The 16,075-nt window shown below is 71.7% G+C and carries 17 protein-coding genes and 1 pseudogene; 10 read left to right on the top strand and 8 right to left on the bottom strand.

Annotated features, from left to right (window positions below):
• The first annotated feature begins 8 nt into the window (after positions 1-8).
• Positions 9-428, top strand: a complete 420-nt coding sequence (locus ABZY12_RS23220; protein WP_356893279.1) for a CBS domain-containing protein — start codon at positions 9-11, stop codon at positions 426-428.
• On the opposite strand, the gene ABZY12_RS23225 is transcribed toward ABZY12_RS23220, so the two are convergent.
• Positions 413-1,273, bottom strand: a complete 861-nt coding sequence (locus ABZY12_RS23225) for an alpha/beta hydrolase (protein ID WP_356893281.1) — start codon at positions 1,271-1,273, stop codon at positions 413-415. The two genes, ABZY12_RS23220 and ABZY12_RS23225, sit on opposite strands and share 16 nt — an antisense overlap.
• 280 nt (positions 1,274-1,553) lie before the next feature.
• Here ABZY12_RS23225 and ABZY12_RS23230 point away from each other — a divergent pair, with 280 nt between their 5' ends.
• Both ABZY12_RS23230 and ABZY12_RS23235 read left to right on the top strand, forming a co-directional pair.
• Positions 1,554-2,405, top strand: coding sequence for a DUF4190 domain-containing protein (locus ABZY12_RS23230; RefSeq protein WP_356893283.1), 852 nt, complete (start codon positions 1,554-1,556; stop codon positions 2,403-2,405).
• 111 nt (positions 2,406-2,516) lie between these two features.
• Entirely contained in the window at positions 2,517-4,277 is a 1,761-nt protein-coding gene (locus ABZY12_RS23235; RefSeq protein ID WP_356893285.1) for an NAD+ synthase, read from the top strand.
• On the opposite strand, the gene ABZY12_RS23240 is transcribed toward ABZY12_RS23235, so the two are convergent.
• Positions 4,243-5,475, bottom strand: coding sequence for an MFS transporter (locus ABZY12_RS23240; protein ID WP_356893287.1), 1,233 nt, complete (start codon positions 5,473-5,475; stop codon positions 4,243-4,245). The two genes, ABZY12_RS23235 and ABZY12_RS23240, sit on opposite strands and share 35 nt — an antisense overlap.
• A gap of 166 nt (positions 5,476-5,641) precedes the next feature.
• Positions 5,642-6,664, bottom strand: a complete 1,023-nt coding sequence (locus tag ABZY12_RS23245; protein ID WP_356893289.1) for an endonuclease/exonuclease/phosphatase family protein — start codon at positions 6,662-6,664, stop codon at positions 5,642-5,644.
• A gap of 312 nt (positions 6,665-6,976) precedes the next feature.
• On the opposite strand from ABZY12_RS23245, the gene panB reads away from it, so the two are divergent.
• The 3 genes from panB to ABZY12_RS23260 all read left to right on the top strand — a co-directional run bounded on the left by panB (position 6,977) and on the right by ABZY12_RS23260 (position 9,994).
• Complete coding sequence (panB, locus tag ABZY12_RS23250) at positions 6,977-7,840, top strand: 3-methyl-2-oxobutanoate hydroxymethyltransferase (protein WP_356893291.1); 864 nt, start codon at positions 6,977-6,979, stop codon at positions 7,838-7,840.
• Positions 7,841-8,144: 304 nt separating this feature from the next.
• On the top strand, positions 8,145-9,137 hold the full coding sequence (locus ABZY12_RS23255) for an ATP-binding cassette domain-containing protein (protein WP_356893293.1): 993 nt from the start codon (positions 8,145-8,147) through the stop codon (positions 9,135-9,137).
• Positions 9,134-9,994, top strand: a complete 861-nt coding sequence (locus ABZY12_RS23260) for an ABC transporter permease (RefSeq protein ID WP_356893295.1) — start codon at positions 9,134-9,136, stop codon at positions 9,992-9,994. Before ABZY12_RS23255 ends, ABZY12_RS23260 begins: the two co-directional genes overlap by 4 nt.
• 18 nt (positions 9,995-10,012) lie before the next feature.
• Here the strand turns inward: ABZY12_RS23260 and ABZY12_RS23265 are convergent, their stop codons facing one another.
• Together ABZY12_RS23265 and ABZY12_RS23270 are read right to left on the bottom strand one after the other, a co-directional pair.
• The gene (locus ABZY12_RS23265) at positions 10,013-10,450 is read right to left on the bottom strand and encodes a hypothetical protein (RefSeq protein ID WP_356893297.1); all 438 of its coding nucleotides are present in this window, start codon (positions 10,448-10,450) and stop codon (positions 10,013-10,015) included.
• Positions 10,438-10,835: pseudogene (locus ABZY12_RS23270) on the bottom strand (BTAD domain-containing putative transcriptional regulator); the annotation flags it as partial. The pseudogene ABZY12_RS23270 and the gene ABZY12_RS23265, both read right to left, overlap by 13 nt.
• A gap of 98 nt (positions 10,836-10,933) precedes the next feature.
• Between ABZY12_RS23270 and ABZY12_RS23275 the strand changes: the two are divergent.
• On the top strand, positions 10,934-11,728 hold the full coding sequence (locus tag ABZY12_RS23275) for a site-2 protease family protein (protein WP_356893299.1): 795 nt from the start codon (positions 10,934-10,936) through the stop codon (positions 11,726-11,728).
• Here ABZY12_RS23275 and ABZY12_RS23280 read toward each other — a convergent pair.
• A complete protein-coding gene (locus tag ABZY12_RS23280) occupies positions 11,725-11,949 on the bottom strand; it encodes a hypothetical protein (RefSeq protein ID WP_356893301.1) in 225 nt (74 codons plus the stop codon). The two genes, ABZY12_RS23275 and ABZY12_RS23280, sit on opposite strands and share 4 nt — an antisense overlap.
• A gap of 29 nt (positions 11,950-11,978) precedes the next feature.
• The gene (npdG, locus tag ABZY12_RS23285) at positions 11,979-12,695 is read right to left on the bottom strand and encodes an NADPH-dependent F420 reductase (RefSeq protein WP_356893303.1); all 717 of its coding nucleotides are present in this window, start codon (positions 12,693-12,695) and stop codon (positions 11,979-11,981) included.
• Positions 12,696-12,861: 166 nt separating this feature from the next.
• On the opposite strand from npdG, the gene ABZY12_RS23290 reads away from it, so the two are divergent.
• Complete coding sequence (locus ABZY12_RS23290) at positions 12,862-13,464, top strand: hypothetical protein (RefSeq protein WP_356893305.1); 603 nt, start codon at positions 12,862-12,864, stop codon at positions 13,462-13,464.
• Between the two features lie 66 nt (positions 13,465-13,530).
• Positions 13,531-14,877 carry an MFS transporter gene (locus ABZY12_RS23295; RefSeq protein ID WP_356893307.1) on the top strand — a complete coding sequence of 449 codons (1,347 nt, stop codon included), beginning with the start codon at positions 13,531-13,533 and terminating at the stop codon, positions 14,875-14,877.
• A gap of 43 nt (positions 14,878-14,920) precedes the next feature.
• On the opposite strand, the gene ABZY12_RS23300 is transcribed toward ABZY12_RS23295, so the two are convergent.
• Entirely contained in the window at positions 14,921-15,151 is a 231-nt protein-coding gene (locus tag ABZY12_RS23300) for a hypothetical protein (protein WP_356893309.1), read from the bottom strand.
• Between the two features lie 58 nt (positions 15,152-15,209).
• On the opposite strand from ABZY12_RS23300, the gene map reads away from it, so the two are divergent.
• A complete protein-coding gene (gene map / locus ABZY12_RS23305) occupies positions 15,210-16,067 on the top strand; it encodes a type I methionyl aminopeptidase (protein WP_356893311.1) in 858 nt (285 codons plus the stop codon).
• Positions 16,068-16,075 lie beyond the last annotated feature (8 nt).

Raw genomic sequence — 16,075 nt, forward strand, 5'->3', positions numbered from 1 at the left:
CGCACCCCATGACCACGGCGAAGGACATCATGCATCCCGGGGCCCGTTGGATCCCCCGGCACGAGACGCTCGACCGCGCGGCGCAGCTGATGCGCGACCTGAATGTCGGCGCGCTGCCGATCGCCGACGAGAACGAACGGCTCTGCGGCATCATCACGGACCGTGACATCGTGGTCGGCTGTGTGGCCGAGGGTCATGACCCGGCGAAGGTCACCTGCGGCGAGATGGCGCAGGGCACCCCGCGCTGGATCGACGCGGGTTCGGACGTGAGCGAGGTCCTCGACGAGATGACGGGCCACCAGATCAAGCGGCTTCCCGTCATCGAGAACAAGCGGCTCGTGGGCATGATCAGCGAGGCCGATCTGGCGCAGCACCTGGACGACGAGCAGATCAAGGAGTTCTGCACGCGCGTCTACGCCACGTCCTGATCCCGACCCCGATCCTGATCCTGCTCCAGTACCGCCCGTGCCACGGCTTCCGGGCGGTCCAGCATCACCAGATGGCCCGAGGGCTCGACCGCCTCGTAGCGGGCGCCGAGCGCTCGGGCCAGTGCGCGTTGGCGGCCCGCCCAGCGGGCCGAGCCGTCGGGGGCCGCGAGGACGGTGACGGGCCGGTCGGGTGGCAGCGGGAAGCGCCCGCGGAGGGTGAGGAGTTCGGCGGCGACCGCGCGGTAGTGGGTGTTCTCCAGGAGCGCGCCGCGCAGGGCCCGTGAGGTGGCGTAGACGCGGCGGACGAGTGCGGCGGGCGCCGGGTCGGCGCCGCGCCGGGCGCGGGACATGCGGACGGTGGCGCGGCGGACGGCCGGGCCGGCCGCGGCGGGGGCGCCGACGGCGCCGAGCAGGGTCCCGAGGCCGTGGGCGGCGGCGGTGCGCAGGACGGGGGCCGCGGGGGTACGGGCGTGCTCCTCGACGGAGGAGTCGACGAGGACGATCCCGGCGGTACGGTCCGGGTGCAGCCGGGCGAAGGCCTCCGCGTGGAAGCCGGCGATGGAGTGCCCCACGACGGTGGCGGGGCCCGGCAGGCCGAGCGCGTCCAGGAGCCCCGCGATCCGGTGGGCCTCGCCCGTCGCGCTGGGCGGTACGGCGGCGGGTGCGGAGAGCCCGTGGCCCGGCCGGTCGAAGCGGACCACCGTGCGGTGCGGGGTGAGCAGCGGGACGACCGGGTCCCAGTCGAACCAGCTCATGGCGAGCCCGGCGCTCAGGACGCAGACGGGCCCCGAGCCCTCGACGACGACGTGGTGGGCCACGCCCCCGATCCGTACGAACACGCTCAAGAAGGCTCCCTGGCCGACGGAGACGACGAGTGGTGCGAGCCAGACTTTCACGAGGTCGACACCCGCCCCTCGACCGGGCCCCGGCGACCGCGAACCCGCGGCGACCGGGATCGACGGCGACCGCGTTCCGCGGCGGGCGGGTCACGAACACGTCTCGTCCACAAAATCCCTGGCCTGTACACATTCGGCTGGCCTAACGTCTTGATCACCAGGGCCGGTGTGATGCGTCCATGACGGACGAAGCCCCCCCTGAGCCCCCTACTCGCTCGAAGGATGCCGCATGACCGTGCCCCCGAACGCCCCCGACCAGTCCCCCTGGGGGCCGCCGCCGACCGTGCTGCCCGGCCCGCCGATGCCGCCGCCGCACCAGGTCCGCAACGGCCTCGGGATCGGCGCGCTGGTCGTGGGCGGCGTGGGGCTGTTCTTCGGGATCATCCCGTTCCTGTTCTGGCTGGGCGGCATCCTCGGCGTCGTGGCCCTCGTCCTCGGCATCGTCGGTCACGCCCGCGCCGGCAAGGGCGAGGCGACGGACAAGGGCGCGGCGGTGGCCGGCATCGTCCTCGGCTCGGTCGCGATCGCCGCCGCGCTCGTCTGGCTGATCGTCATCATCACGGCGGTGAAGGACGTCCGCGACGACATCGAGCGGGAGGAGCGCCGGCCGGAGGGCGCGAGCACCGCTCCCGCCGAGCCGGGGGCGGGCGCCCCGGAGCCCGAGCCCACCGAGACCGGCCCGGCGACGCTGGCGTTCGGGGGGACGCACACGTACGAGGACGGTGTGAAGGTGACGGTCTCCAAGCCGCGCGCGTACCGGCCGGACCAGTTCGCCGCCGGTCACACCAAGGGCAACAAGGCGGTCCAGCTGACCATCACCATCGTCAACGGCGGCAAGAAGGCCATCGACATCACGACCGCGCTGCCGGACGTGCGGGACGGCCAGGGCGCGCGGGCGAGCCAGATCTTCGACGGCAGCCGGGCGTCCGAGCCGTTCCAGGGCACGCTGCTGCCGGGCAGGCAGGCGAAGGCGAACTTCGCCTTCTCGCTGCCCGCCGACGCGACCGGCGAGATCCAGCTGGAGGTGGGTCCGACGGTCCTGAAGTACGACAACGCCATCTGGACCGGCCCTGCCTCGTAAGGACACGCCCCCTGCCGTGCGGGGCACCCGGAGGGACGCCGAGTGCCCCGCGCGGCCGGATCCCCGGCGTATCCCAGGACATCGCGTCGCTCTGACGATTACACTGGGCGGGTGCCTCAACTACGCCTCGCTCTGAATCAGATCGACTCGACCGTCGGCGATCTCGCCGCGAACGCCGAGGCGATCGTCCACTGGACCCGGCACTCCGCCGCGCAGGGCGCGCACCTGGTCGCGTTCCCGGAGATGGTGCTGACCGGCTACCCCGTCGAGGACCTGGCGCTGCGGTCGTCCTTCGTCGAGGCTTCCCGGTCCGCCCTGCGGGCGCTCGCGCGGCGGCTCGACGACGAGGGGTTCGGGGAGCTCCCGGTGATCGTCGGCTATCTCGACCGTTCCGAGCGGGCGCAGCCGAGGTACGGCCAGCCCGCCGGCGCGCCGCAGAACGCGGCGGCGGTGCTGCACCGGGGCGGGGTCGCGCTGTCCTTCGCCAAGCACCACCTCCCGAACTACGGCGTCTTCGACGAGTTCCGCTATTTCGTGCCCGGCGACACCATGCCCGTCGTCCGGGTCCACGGCGTCGACGTCGCCCTCGCCATCTGCGAGGACCTCTGGCAGGACGGCGGCCGGGTCCCGGCGGCCCGCAGCGCGAACGCCGGGCTGCTCGTCTCGATCAACGCCTCGCCGTACGAGCAGAACAAGGACGACACCCGGCTCGAACTGGTCCGCAAGCGCGCCCAGGAGGCCGGCTGCACCACCGCCTACGTCGCGATGATCGGCGGCCAGGACGACCTCGTCTTCGACGGCGACTCGATCGTCGTCGACGCGAACGGCGAAGTCGTCGCGCGCGCGCCGCAGTTCTCCGAGGGCAGCGTGATCCTCGACCTCGATCTGCCGGCCGCCGCGGCCGTCGCCCCGACGGGCGTCGTCGACGACGGGCTGCGGATCGACCGCGTGATCCTGTCCGAGGACCCGGTGCCCGCGTACGAGCCGGAGCTGACCGGGGGGTACGCGGACCGGCTCGACGACGACGAGGAGGTGTACTCGGCGCTGGTCGTGGGTCTGCGGGCGTACGTCGCCAAGAACGGCTTCCGTTCCGTTCTCGTCGGCCTGTCCGGCGGCATCGACTCGGCGCTCGTCGCCGCGATCGCCTGCGACGCGGTCGGCGCGCAGCACGTGTACGGCGTCTCGATGCCGTCGAAGTACTCCTCGGACCACTCCCGTGGCGACGCCGCCGAACTGGCCCGGCGCACCGGGCTCAACTTCCGTACGGTCTCGATCGAGCCGATGTTCGACGCGTACATGGGCTCCCTCGGCCTCACCGGCCTCGCGGAGGAGAACCTCCAGTCACGGCTGCGCGGGACGATGCTGATGGCGATCTCCAACCAGGAGGGCCACATCGTCCTCGCGCCGGGCAACAAGTCCGAGCTGGCGGTGGGGTATTCGACCCTGTACGGCGACTCGGTCGGCGCCTACGGCCCCATCAAGGACGTGTACAAGTCGGCCGTGTTCCGTCTCGCGCGCTGGCGCAACCGGGCGGCCGAGGAGCGCGGCCAGACCCCGCCGATCCCGGAGAGCTCGATCAGCAAGCCGCCGAGCGCCGAGCTGCGGCCGGGCCAGGTCGACACGGACTCGCTGCCCGACTACGACGTCCTGGACCGGCTCCTCGCGCTGTACATCGACCGCGACCGGGGCAAGGACGCGATCGTCGCGGCCGGTTTCGACGAGGAGCTGGTGACCAGGACGCTGCGGATGGTGGACACGGCGGAGTACAAGCGGCGCCAGTACCCGCCGGGCACCAAGATCTCGGCGAAGGGCTTCGGCAAGGACCGCCGCCTGCCGATCACGAACCGTTGGCGCGAGACGACGACCCACTGACCCGCTCGTCCACGGCCGCCAGGGGGCTTCCCGCGACGACGCGGGAGGTCCCCTTCGCCGTACGGTCGAGCAGTCCCGCCACGGCGGCGATGGCCAGGCCCACCACCGCGAGGCCCGCGCCCACGAGTGTCGGGGAGGTCCAGCCCCAGCCCGCGGCGACGGCCGCGCCGCCGGCCCAGGCCCCGCCCGCGTTGGCCAGGTTGAAGGCGGAGTGGTTCGAGGCGGAGGCCAGGGTGGGCGCGTCCTTGGCCTGGTTCATGACCAGCATCTGGAGCGGGGTGGTGGTCATGAAGCCGACCGCGCCGAGGACGACGACCGTCACGAGCGCCAGCCACGGCACGTGGACGGTGAACCGGAAGGCGACCAGGACGAGGGCGAGCGCGCCGAGGGAGCCGTACAGGGTCGGTCGCAGCGCCCGGTCGGTCAGCGGGCCGGCGGCGAGCGCCCCGGCGGTCATGCCGATGCCGAAGAGGGCGAGGACGACGGTGACGGAGGACGCGCCGAAGCCCATCACCTCGGTGGTCATCGAGGCGAGGTAGGAGTAGACGGCGAAGACGCCGGCGAAGCCGAAGACGGCGGTGAGCAGTCCGAGCAGCACCTGGGGACGGCGCAGCGCGCGCAGCTCCCGCCCGAGGCTCTGGTGCGCCTCCACGGGGACGTACGGGACCAGACGGGCCAGCGCCGCCATGGCGAGCAGGCCGATGGCGCCGACGACGAGGAAGGTGGCGCGCCAGCCGAGGTGCTGGCCGAGCAGGGTCGCCGCGGGTACGCCGAGGATGTTGGCGACCGTCAGGCCGAGGAACATCGTGGCGACGGCCCGTGCCTGCCGGTCCTCGCGTACCAGGCGCGCGGCGACGACGGCGCCGACGCCGAAGAACGCGCCGTGCGGCAGCCCGGCGAGGACCCGGCCCCCGATCAGCCAGCCGAAGCCGGGCGCGAACGCGGAGGCCAGGTTGCCGACGGTGAACAGGGCCATCAGCAGGAGCAGCATCCGCTTGCGCGGGACGCGGGAGCCGAGGGCGGTGAGCAGCGGGGCGCCGATGACGACGCCGATCGCGTAGGCGGAGACGAGGTGGCCCGCGGTGGGGACGGAGGTGCCGAGGTCGTCGGCGACGTTGGGCAGCAGGCCCATCATGACGAATTCGGTGGTGCCGATGCCGAAGGCGGAGACGGCGAGCGCGAGCAGCGCCAGGGGCATGGGGAGAGCCTTTCCAGAAGTTAGTTCTTCTACGGAACAAATGCTCTCAGGTGAAATGTTCCCGCGGGCTTCCGTCGGATGAAGGGGAGGTTTCGGACAGATGCAGGAGGATGCCGGGAATGCCGGGGGAGGCCGCGGGATGCCGGTGTGGACGCCCGGGAATCCGTCAGAGCCGGACGCGGGCCGCGATCGGCAGATGGTCGCTCTTCGTCTCCGGAAGCGCCCAGGAGGAGACCGGCTCGACGTTCTTGACCATGATCTGGTCGATCCGCGCCATCGGGAACGACGCCGGCCAGCTGAAGCCGAAGCCGTCGCCGGAGGCGCCCTGGGTGGAGCGCATCTGGGAGGTGACGGCGTTGAGCGAGCGGTCGTTCATGGTGCCGTTGAGGTCGCCGAGCAGCACGATCCGCTCGTGCGGGTCGGCGGCGATGGCCTCACCCAGCGCGTTGGCGCTGTTGTCGCGCTGATTGGCGGTGAAGCCCGCGTCGAGCCTGACCCGTACGGACGGCAGGTGGGCGACGTACACGGCCACCTCGCCCTTGGGGGTGGTGACGGTGGAGCGCATGGCGCGCGTCCAGCCCATCTGGATGTCGACGTCGCGCGTCTCGCTCATCGGGTACTTGCTCCACAGCCCGACGGTGCCCTGCACGGAGTGGTACTTGTACGTGTCGGCCAGCCCCCGCTCGTAGACCGGGACCATCTCGCCCTTGAGCTCCTCCAGGGCGACCACGTCGGCGCCGGACGCGGCGATCTGGCGGGCCGTGCCCTCGGGGTCGGGGTTGTCGGCGTTCACGTTGTGGGTGGCGACGGTCAGGTCGCCGCCGGCGGTGGACTTGTCGGTGACCAGGCCGCCGAAGAGGTTGAGCCAGACCACGGCCGGGAGCAGCAGGGCGATCAGCGCGGTCGCGGAGCGCCGCAGCAGGGCCAGGACGAGCAGGACCGGCACGAAGAGGCCCACCCAGGGCAGGAAGGTCTCGGTCAGGCTGCCCAGGTTGCCGACCCGGTTGGGGATCTCGGCGTGGAAGACCATCAGGAAGGTGAGCAGGACCGCGCAGGCGGCCAGCAGGATCCCGCGGCGCCAGATGCCCCGGTCGCCCCGCAGGCGGTCGAACGCCGATCGGATCCGGGATCCGGAGCGCTCGTCCCGTGCGCCGCCGTTCTCGGTATCCGCCATGTCCACCCGCGCCATCTCCGCTGTCCTCACTGCCTTGCCGCCGTGCTGTCTTGCTCTGCTTCTCGTTCTTGCTCCGCGACCCGAGGTCGACACTAGGTGATGACGGACGGGTCGTACTGCCACGAGGGACGACAGGGCGGCGCGGCGGGTTCCGGTCGGCGGCGCGGGTGGCGCGGCTGTGACAGAACGCGCACATTCGTGCGTTTTCCCGGCGGTGTGAAGAGCACCACTCCGGCCCACTTCCCCCTCCCCGGCGCGGAGTGCCACCATGGACGTGGTCCGGGGACGCCGTCAGGGCGCCTCGAGATGACGAAGGAGCCGTTCACCATGACGCTTCAGGCTGCCCAGAAGCAGTCCCCCGACAGCGCCAAGGCGCTGTACGGAGGCAAGGGCACGCGCCGCATCACCGTCCACGACATCGCAGCCGCCAAGACCCGGGGCGAGAAGTGGCCCATGCTCACCGCCTACGACGCGATGACCGCGTCCGTCTTCGACGAGGCCGGCATCCCGGTCGTCCTGGTCGGCGACTCCATGGGCAACTGCCATCTCGGCTACGACACCACCGTGCCCGTCACGATGGACGAGATGACGATGCTGTCCGCCGCCGTCGTACGGGGCACCAAGCGCGCCCTGGTCGTCGGCGACCTCCCCTTCGGTTCGTACCAGGAAGGGCCCGTGCAGGCCCTGCGCAACGCCACCCGCCTCGTCAAGGACGCGGGAGTCAACGCGGTCAAGCTGGAGGGCGGCGAGCGTTCGCTGCCGCAGACCGAGCTGCTCGTCCAGGCCGGGATCCCGGTCATGTCCCACCTGGGCCTGACCCCGCAGTCCGTCAACACCATGGGCTACCGCGTACAGGGCCGCGGCGACGAGGCCGCGCACCGGCTGCTCAGCGACGCCAAGGCGGCGCAGGACGCGGGCGCGTTCGCGGTCGTCCTGGAGCTCGTACCGGCCGAACTGGCCGCCGAGGTCACCCGTTCCCTGCACATCCCGACCATCGGCATCGGCGCCGGACCCGACACCGACGCCCAGGTCCTCGTCTGGACCGACATGGCCGGTCTGACCGGCGGCAAGGTGCCGCGCTTCACCAAGCAGTACGCCGACCTGCGACAGACGCTCGGCGGCGCCGCCCGCGCCTTCGCGGAGGACGTGACCGGCGGGGCGTTCCCCGCCGAGGAGCACACCTTCCACTAGGGCGTGTCTTTTGGATCAGGCCGGATCAGGGAGCGGCGTCCGGTGCGTGCGATCGCAAGGCGGAGGAGGGAGACAACGCGGAGCGTTGGCGACCGACGACAACGCGGCGAGCGTGCGTGCCGGACGCCGCGAGCCCGGCAAGATCCGAAAGACACGCCCTAGGGCCTGTCCGGCCCTGATCCGCCGGACAGTCCCTGGCCACAGCAGCCACCGCGGTACGACCGACAGCCCGCCGACATCCCCCATCGGCGGGCTGTCGGTCGGCTGTCGGGGCGTTGTCGGTGGCGGCTGGTCCACTAGGGGCATGACGCGATCACACACCAACGCCGTCGAGGTACGGGGCCTCGTGAAGCACTACGGCGAGACGAAGGCCCTCGACGGGGTCGATCTCGATGTACGGGAGGGCACGGTCCTGGGGGTCCTCGGCCCGAACGGCGCCGGCAAGACCACCCTCGTCCGCTGCCTGTCCACCCTGATCGTCCCGGACTCCGGGACCGCCACCGTCGCCGGCTACGACGTGGTGAGGCAGCCCCGCCAGCTCCGCCGCACCATAGGGCTCACCGGCCAGTACGCCTCGGTCGACGAGAAGCTCTCCGGCTGGGAGAACCTCTACATGATCGGGCGGCTGCTCGACCTCTCCCGCAAGGACGCCCGGCGCCGCGCCGACGAGATGCTGGAGCGCTTTTCGCTCACCGAGGCCGCCAAGCGGCCCGCGATGAACTACTCCGGCGGAATGCGCCGCAGGCTCGATCTGGCCGCCTCGATGATCGGGCAGCCGGCCGTCCTCTACCTGGACGAGCCCACCACCGGCCTCGACCCGCGGACCCGCAACGAAGTCTGGGACGAGGTCCAGCGGATGGTGTCGGAGGGCGTGACCGTCCTGCTCACCACCCAGTACATGGAAGAGGCCGAACAGCTCGCGAGCGAGCTGACCGTCATCGACCGCGGCCGGGTCATCGCCAACGGCAAGGTCGACGAGCTCAAGGCCCGGGTCGGCGGCCGCACCCTGAAGATCCGTCCGGTGGACCCGGACGACCTGCCCGCGATGGCCGGCGCGCTGCGCGAGTCCGGTCTCGACGGCATCGCCGGCTCGACCGTCGTCCCCGACGAGGGCGTGCTGTACGTCCCGATCCTCAGCGACGAGCAACTGACCGCGGTCGTCGGCCTGCTGGGCGCGCGCGGCTACGGCATCACCCACATCGGAACCCATCTGCCCAGTCTGGACGAGGTGTTCCTGGCCATCACCGGCCAGAAGGCGACCGTGTCCGACCCGATTCCCGAGGAGGTCGCCGCATGAGCACCACGACCACACAGCTCACCAAGTCCCCCGTCGACACCCCGGGCCCGGCGCCGGTGCGCGGCGCTCCCGCCGACGAGGGCCGGATCGGCCCGCGGGCCAACCTCCGCCACATCGGCGCCCTGGTCCGCCGCAACGCGCTGCAGATCAAGCAGGACCCGGAGTCGATGTTCGACGCCGTCCTGATGCCGATCATCTTCGTCCTGCTGTTCGTGTACGTCTTCGGCGGCGCGATCTCCGGCAAGGGCAACAACGAGGCGTACGTGAACTACGTCGTGCCCGGCCTGATGGCGATGATGGGCATGAACATCTCCATGGCCGTCGGCGTGGGCATCAACGACGACTTCAAGAAGGGGGTCATGGACCGGTTCCGCACGATGCCGATCGCCCGGTCCTCCGTCCTCATCGCGAAGATCGTCGTGGAGATCGGCCGCATGCTGATCGCCACCGCGATCCTGCTCGGGATGGGCTTCCTCCTCGGCCTGGAGATCAAGACCTCGGTCCTGGACCTCTTCGCCGCGATCGGTCTGTCCGTGGTGTTCGGCGCCTCGCTGATGTGGATCTTCATGCTGCTCGGTCTCACCATGAAGACGGCGCAGGCCGTCCAGGGAGTGGCCATGCTCGTACTGATGCCGCTGCAGTTCGGCTCGTCGATCTTCGCCCCGCCGACGTCGATGCCCGGCTGGCTGGAGACCTTCACCGACTACAACCCGCTGTCGAACCTCGCCGACGCGGCGCGGAACCTGATCAACGGCGGTCCGGTGGCCGAGTCGGTGTGGATGACCCTCGGCTGGGCGCTGCTGATCACGGTCGTCACGGCGCCGCTCGCGGTCGCCAAGTTCCGCAAGAAGACCTGAGCCGTACGGACGGGGGTTTCAGGACTCGGCACGCCTTCTGATCGCGTCGGCGCCGTCGAGCAGGGCGGTGGCCTCCCCGAGGGTGAGGCCGCCGCCCTCGGCGTACGCCGCTTCGAAGGCCGCGTCGCCGAGCACGGAGCGGGCGAACTCCGTCGCGCGCTCCAGGTTCTCCCGCTCCAACGGCGCGAGCAGGTGTCCCGAGGGCAGGAGATTCCGGGAAGCGCCCAGGATTCGGGCTCCGATCGTCGCGTGCCGTCCGCCGAGGCAGGTCAGGGCCCAGGCCGCGGTCACCAGATGGATGGCCGGCATCTGCGGGGCCACCATCATCGACAGCGTGCCCCTGGACCGCTCCAGGGCCTCCCGGGAGCGCGTCAGCGCGGACGCGTACGCGCCGTCGAGGTTGTCGAGCCACCCCAGGCTGCCGAGGGTGAAGCCCTCGAAGAGGGCCCCCGCCACAGCCCGAGCGCCTCGTCGAGGAGGCCGCCGCCCGGCCCGGGTCGCCCGTGTCGAGCGACCGTACGCCCTCCGTCACCAGCCGTTCGAAGCGGTGCGCGTCCACGTCGTCCGGGCCCGCGGCCAGCCGGTAGCCGCCCTCCGCCGAGATCACGGCCTCCCTGCCGAGCGCCCGGCGCAGCCGCCCCACCAGGGCCTGGAGCGCCGCGGTACCGTCGGTCGGCGGTTCGCCGTCCCAGACCTCGTCGACGAGTACGGCGACCGGGACGGTCCGGCCCGCGCGCAGCGCCAGTACGGTCAGCAGGGCCCGCAGCCGGGGCCCGCCGACCGCGACGGACGTGCCGTCGGCGGTGTGGACCCGGACCGGGCCGAGGACGGAATAGCGCACAGGCTCTATTCTCCGTGAGCCGGGGATCAGCGCAGGAACTCACCCCCGCCCCGGCACGTTCCCCGCACACACCCGCCGCGCCTCAGGGAGTCCCACCGATGTCCACGGCCACCACCCGCAGCCACGAGCGCAGGATCAGCCCGGTCTTCCTGGCGATCCTCGCCGTCATGGCGGTCACCGGCTGGGCCGTGTGGACCGACTTCGCGGCCTCACCCGGGCTCGCGATCTTCCTCTTCGTGACCTCGGCGTGGATCGTCTCGCTCTGTCTCCACGAGTACGCGCACGCCCGCACCGCCCTGCACGGCGGGGACATCACGGTCGGCGCGAAGGGCTACCTCACGCTCAACCCGCTCGCGTACACCCATGCCGTGCTCAGCATCATCCTGCCCGTGCTCTTCGTGATCATGGGCGGTATCGGTCTGCCGGGCGGCGCGGTCTTCATCGAGCAGGGCCGCGTCCGGGGCCGCTGGAAGCACAGTCTGATCTCGGCGGCGGGCCCGCTCACCAACGTCCTGTTCGCGATCGTGTGCACGGCGCCGTTCTGGCTGGACGCGCTCGACGGCGTCCCGCCCGCGTTCCGTTACGCGCTCGCCTTCCTGGCGTTCCTCCAGGTGACCGCCGCGCTCCTGAACTTCCTGCCGGTGCCGGGGCTGGACGGCTACGGGGTGATCGAGCCCTGGCTCTCGTACAAGCTGAAGCGGCAGATCGAGCCGTACGCGCCCTACGGCTTCTTCGTCGTGATCGCGCTGCTCTTCGTGCCGGCGATCAACGGCGCGTTCTTCGACACGATCGACGCGCTGATGCGGGCGCTCGGTGTGCCGGAGATCTCCCGCTACTGCGGCTCCAACCTCTACCGCTTCTGGCAGGAGACGCCGGAGATCTGCCAGGTCTAGGCGTTCGCCGCGCGCGCTCGGCGGATGTAGTACCAGGCCATGTTGGAGGAGAGGCCGGCCAGGAGCACCCAGACGATCCCGAGCCAGCTCCCCGCGACGAAGGAGACGACGGCCGCGGCCACGGAGAGGGCGCAGACGGCGAGGGCGTACAGAGCGAGGCGGGGCATGGGGGTCGGCTCCTGTCCGGGTACGGCTGATCGTGCCCGTCCAGTGTCCCCCATGCCGGGAACCGCTCGTACGTCCACGTCGCTCAGACGTCGGTGACGCGCAGGCCCGCGTGGGCCTTGTACCGCCGGTTGACGGAGATCAGGTTGGCGACGAGCGACTCGACCTGGTGCGCGTTGCGCAGCCGGCCGGCGAAGACGCCCCGCATGCCGGGGATGCGGCCGGCGAGCGCCTGGACGATCTCGACGTCGGCGCGCTCCTCGCCGAGGACCATCACATCCGTGTCGATCTCGTCGATCGAGGCGTCCTGGAGCAGGACGGCGGAGAGGTGGTGGAAGGCGGCGGCGACCCGGGAGCCGGGCAGCAGCGCGGCGGCCTGCTCGGCGGCGGAGCCCTCCTCGGGCTTGAGGGCGTAGGCGCCCTTCTTGTCGAAGCCGAGCGGGTTGACGCAGTCGACGACGAGCTTGCCGGCGAGTTCGTCCCGCAGCGCCTCCAGGGTCTTGGCGTGCCCGTCCCACGGCACGGCGACGATCACGATGTCGCTGCGGCGGGCGCACTCGGCGTTGTCGGCGCCCTCGATGCCGAGACCGAGCTCGCCGGCGGCGGCCCGGGCGCGGTCGGCCGCGCGAGAGCCGATGATCACCTTCTGGCCGGCCTTGGCGAGCCGGTAGGCGAGGCCGCGGCCCTGGTCGCCGGTGCCGCCGAGGACGCCGACGACGAGTCCCGACACGTCGGGGAGGTCCCACGGGTCCTTGGGCGTGGCGGGCGCGGTGGTGCCGTTCGAGGAAGTCGAGGAAGTCATGGCCTCGACATTACTGGCCGGTCGTCGTGGAGGACCGGCCGGTGGTTCCGGTCCGTGTTCCCTTTCGGGTCCGTGTTCCTTTCCGGTCCCGTGTCCCGTGTCCCGTACGGGGGAACCCTCGGCAACCGCCCGCGAACGAGGCCCGGCTGCGGCAGGATGCGGACCCATGGATGCCGTTCGCGTCGCGTTGCTGCGGGAAGTGCTCGCCGGGACCGAGTGGCCGAGGGCGGCCCGGCGGTTCGCGGGGTCGCTGCGGTCCTCCGTGGTGTCGCACGGCGGCGGGCTGCTGCTGGTGGGCACGGAGGAGTACGAGCCGTGGCATCTGGCGGCGCATCTGGTGGACGAGGCCGCCTGGTCGGGGCAGCCGGAGCTGGCGCCGACGCTGGTACGCCACCGGGTGCGGCCGGGGGACCCGCCGCACCTGGCGGTGGGGCTCGGGCGGCTGGAGTCGGCGGGGCGCGGGGCGACGCTGCTGATGGTGGCGCCGGAGCGGCCGGGCGCCCGGGTCCTGGAACGCGTCCACCACGCCCGCCGGGCCGGGGCGACGGTCCTGTCCCTGGACGACGGCGACCCGGAGGTGCACGGCCTGGCGCACGAGGCGCTGACGGTGGACGAGGCGGCGGAGGTCGACCTGGACACGGTCCAGCACCTGGTGAGCGCCGCGGCCGGCGAGAACAGCCTGCCCTCGTCCCGTGGCCGCCGCCGCTTCCGGGACCGTCTCTCCCGTCTGGCGGACCATCTGACGGCCCCGCCGCCGTCCCGCTGGTAGGCCGGTCCCCGGCGGGCCCCGTAATTCGATTGCCACCGCCGAGGCGCCGCCCGAGCATGGCCCTTCGTGACCTCGAAGCCCTCCCCGAAACCCGCCTCGAAGCTCTTCACGAAGCTCTCCTCCGTGCTGCCCGATCCCGCTCCGTGGCGGTCGTCGGCCGACTTCCGGCTGCTGTGGGTCCAGGGCCTGGTGACGTACTTCAGCAGCTTCATGGCGCTGATCGCGCTGCCGCTGCAGGTGAAGGAGCTGACCGGTTCACCGTTGGCCGTGGGGGCGATGGGTGCCGTCGAGCTGGTGCCGCTGGTCGTGTGCGGCCTGTACGGCGGCGCGCTCGCCGACGCGGTCGACCGGCGCAAGGTGATCGTCGCGACCGAGGCGGGGCTGGGGGTGCTGGCCCTGATCCTGCTGCTCAACGCGGTGCTGCCGTCCCCCATGCTCTGGCCGCTGTACGTCGTCGCGGCCGGTGTGTCCGCTCTGGCGGGGCTCCAGCGGCCGGCCCTCGACTCGCTCCTGGCGCGGATCGTGCCGCACGAGCAGCAGACGGCCGCGGCGGCGCTGAACTCGTTGCGCTGGCAGATGGGCGCGATCGCCGGCCCGGCGCTCGCCGGGCTCGTGGTGACGTATGCCGGACACGCGACGGCGTACGGGGTGACGCTCGTCGGCTTCGCCGTCTCCGTCCTGCTGTGCCGCCGGCTGTCCCCCGCGCCGCCCGCGCACGACGCCGAGAAGCCCTCCCTGCGCGGCATCGCGGAGGGCGCGCGCTACGCGTGGTCGCGGCCGGTGCTGCTCGGCACGTACGCCATCGACCTCGCGGCGATGTTCTTCGCCTTCCCGAACACGATCTTCCCGTTCCTCGCGGACGAGCTGGACGCGGAGTGGTCGCTGGGGCTGATGTACGCCGCGGGCTCGGTCGGCTCGCTCGTGCTCGGTCTCACCAGCGGCTGGACGTCGAGGGTCCGCAGGCACGGGCTCCTCGTGGTGTGCGGCGCGGCCGGCTGGGGTCTGGCGATCGCCGCGGCGGGCTGGTTCTCGAACGTGTGGCTGGTCCTGCTCTGCCTGGGCTTCGCGGGCGCCGGCGACATGCTGAGCGGTCTGGGCCGCGCCACGATCTGGAACCAGACGATCCCTGAGGAGCTGCGCGGCCGACTGGCCGGCATCGAGGTCCTCTCGTACAGCGTCGGACCCCAGCTCGGGCAGGTCAGGGCGGGTGCCATGGCGGGCTGGACGGGCACCCGCGCGGCGGTCTGGACGGGAGGTGTGGCCTGCGTCGCCTCGGTGGGCCTGCTCTGTCTGGCCCTGCCGAAGCTCCTCACGTACGACGCCGAGAAGGACGAGGACGCGCTGCGCCACAAGGCCCGTCAGCAGGCCCGGGGCGAGGAGCGGGCCGGGGCCGGGAGGGAGGCCCCGGCGTGACCCCCGGCTCCCGGCTCATCCCCCCTCTCCCGGAGCCGGTCCCCTACTCCCGGCCCGCGTCCGGCTTCGGGGCGTCGTGCCAGTTCGGGTCGTTCTCCCACTCCAGGTTGCGTTCCCGCGCGGTCTCCATCGCGTGGGACGCCTCCTCGCGGCTTGCGTACGGGCCGAAGCGGTTCTTGGCCGGGCACTCGGGGCCCTCCTCGACCTTCTTGTGCTCCAGGCAGTAGTACCACTCGCCCGGTTTGCCCACCGCGCGCTTCTTGAACAGGGCCATCGTCGGCTCCTTCCTCTGACGCCATGCTGCCCCAGACGCGGTCGTTAGACTCGCTGACATGTCTGGCCAGTCGCTTCTCGTACCCGGGGAACTCTCCCCCCACCGCTCCGTTCCGGGAGCCATCCGCCGTCCCGAGTACGTCGGAAAGCCGGCGCCCGCCCCGTACCAGGGGCCCGAGGTGCAGGATTCCGACACCATCGAGCGGATGCGGATCGCCGGCCGCATCGCCGCCCAGGCGATGGAGGAGGCCGCCAAGCACATCGCGCCCGGTGTGACCACGGACGAACTGGACCGGGTCGCGCACGAGTTCATGTGCGACCACGGGGCGTACCCGTCCACGCTCGGCTACCGCGGCTTCCCGAAGTCGCTGTGCTCCTCGGTCAACGAGGTCATCTGCCACGGCATCCCCGACTCGACCGTCCTGCGGGACGGCGACATCGTGAACCTCGACGTCACCGCGTACATCCACGGCGTCCACGGCGACAACAACGCCACCTACCTCTGCGGTGACGTGGACGAGGAGTCGCGGCTGCTGGTGGAGCGGACCCGGGAGTCCCTGAACCGCGCGATCAAGGCCGTCAAGCCGGGCCGTCAGATCAACATCATCGGCCGGGTCATCGAGTCGTACGCCAAGCGCTTCGGGTACGGCGTCGTGCGCGACTTCACCGGGCACGGCATCAACTCGTCCTTCCACTCCGGGCTGATCATTCCGCACTACGACTCCCCGCACGCCACCACCGTCATCCAGCCCGGCATGACGTTCACCATCGAGCCGATGCTGACGCTCGGCACCCACGAGTACGACATGTGGGACGACGGCTGGACGGTGGTGACCAAGGACCGGAAGCGGACCGCGCAGTTCGAGCACACGCTCGTCGTGACGGAGAGCGGGGCCGAGATCCTCACGTTGCCCTGACGCGTTCG

Origin of the sequence: Streptomyces sp. NPDC006551 (genome assembly GCF_040611675.1) — a bacterium.
In the GTDB taxonomy this organism is placed as follows: Bacteria; Actinomycetota; Actinomycetes; order Streptomycetales; family Streptomycetaceae; genus Streptomyces.

Excerpts from the sequence above, each read along its gene's own strand:
- ABZY12_RS23230 (WP_356893283.1), top strand. The coding sequence starts at position 1,554 with ATGACCGTGCCCCCGAACGCCCCCGACCAGTCCCCCTGGGGGCCGCCG.
- ABZY12_RS23300 (WP_356893309.1), bottom strand. The coding sequence starts at position 15,151 with ATGGCCCTGTTCAAGAAGCGCGCGGTGGGCAAACCGGGCGAGTGGTAC.
- ABZY12_RS23255 (WP_356893293.1), top strand. The coding sequence starts at position 8,145 with ATGACGCGATCACACACCAACGCCGTCGAGGTACGGGGCCTCGTGAAG.
- ABZY12_RS23245 (WP_356893289.1), bottom strand. The coding sequence starts at position 6,664 with ATGGCGCGGGTGGACATGGCGGATACCGAGAACGGCGGCGCACGGGAC.
- npdG (WP_356893303.1), bottom strand. The coding sequence starts at position 12,695 with ATGACTTCCTCGACTTCCTCGAACGGCACCACCGCGCCCGCCACGCCC.
- ABZY12_RS23240 (WP_356893287.1), bottom strand. The coding sequence starts at position 5,475 with ATGCCCCTGGCGCTGCTCGCGCTCGCCGTCTCCGCCTTCGGCATCGGC.
- ABZY12_RS23290 (WP_356893305.1), top strand. The coding sequence starts at position 12,862 with ATGGATGCCGTTCGCGTCGCGTTGCTGCGGGAAGTGCTCGCCGGGACC.
- map (WP_356893311.1), top strand. The coding sequence starts at position 15,210 with ATGTCTGGCCAGTCGCTTCTCGTACCCGGGGAACTCTCCCCCCACCGC.
- ABZY12_RS23280 (WP_356893301.1), bottom strand. The coding sequence starts at position 11,949 with ATGGGGGACACTGGACGGGCACGATCAGCCGTACCCGGACAGGAGCCG.
- ABZY12_RS23220 (WP_356893279.1), top strand. The coding sequence starts at position 9 with ATGACCACGGCGAAGGACATCATGCATCCCGGGGCCCGTTGGATCCCC.
- panB (WP_356893291.1), top strand. The coding sequence starts at position 6,977 with ATGACGCTTCAGGCTGCCCAGAAGCAGTCCCCCGACAGCGCCAAGGCG.
- ABZY12_RS23260 (WP_356893295.1), top strand. The coding sequence starts at position 9,134 with ATGAGCACCACGACCACACAGCTCACCAAGTCCCCCGTCGACACCCCG.
- ABZY12_RS23275 (WP_356893299.1), top strand. The coding sequence starts at position 10,934 with ATGTCCACGGCCACCACCCGCAGCCACGAGCGCAGGATCAGCCCGGTC.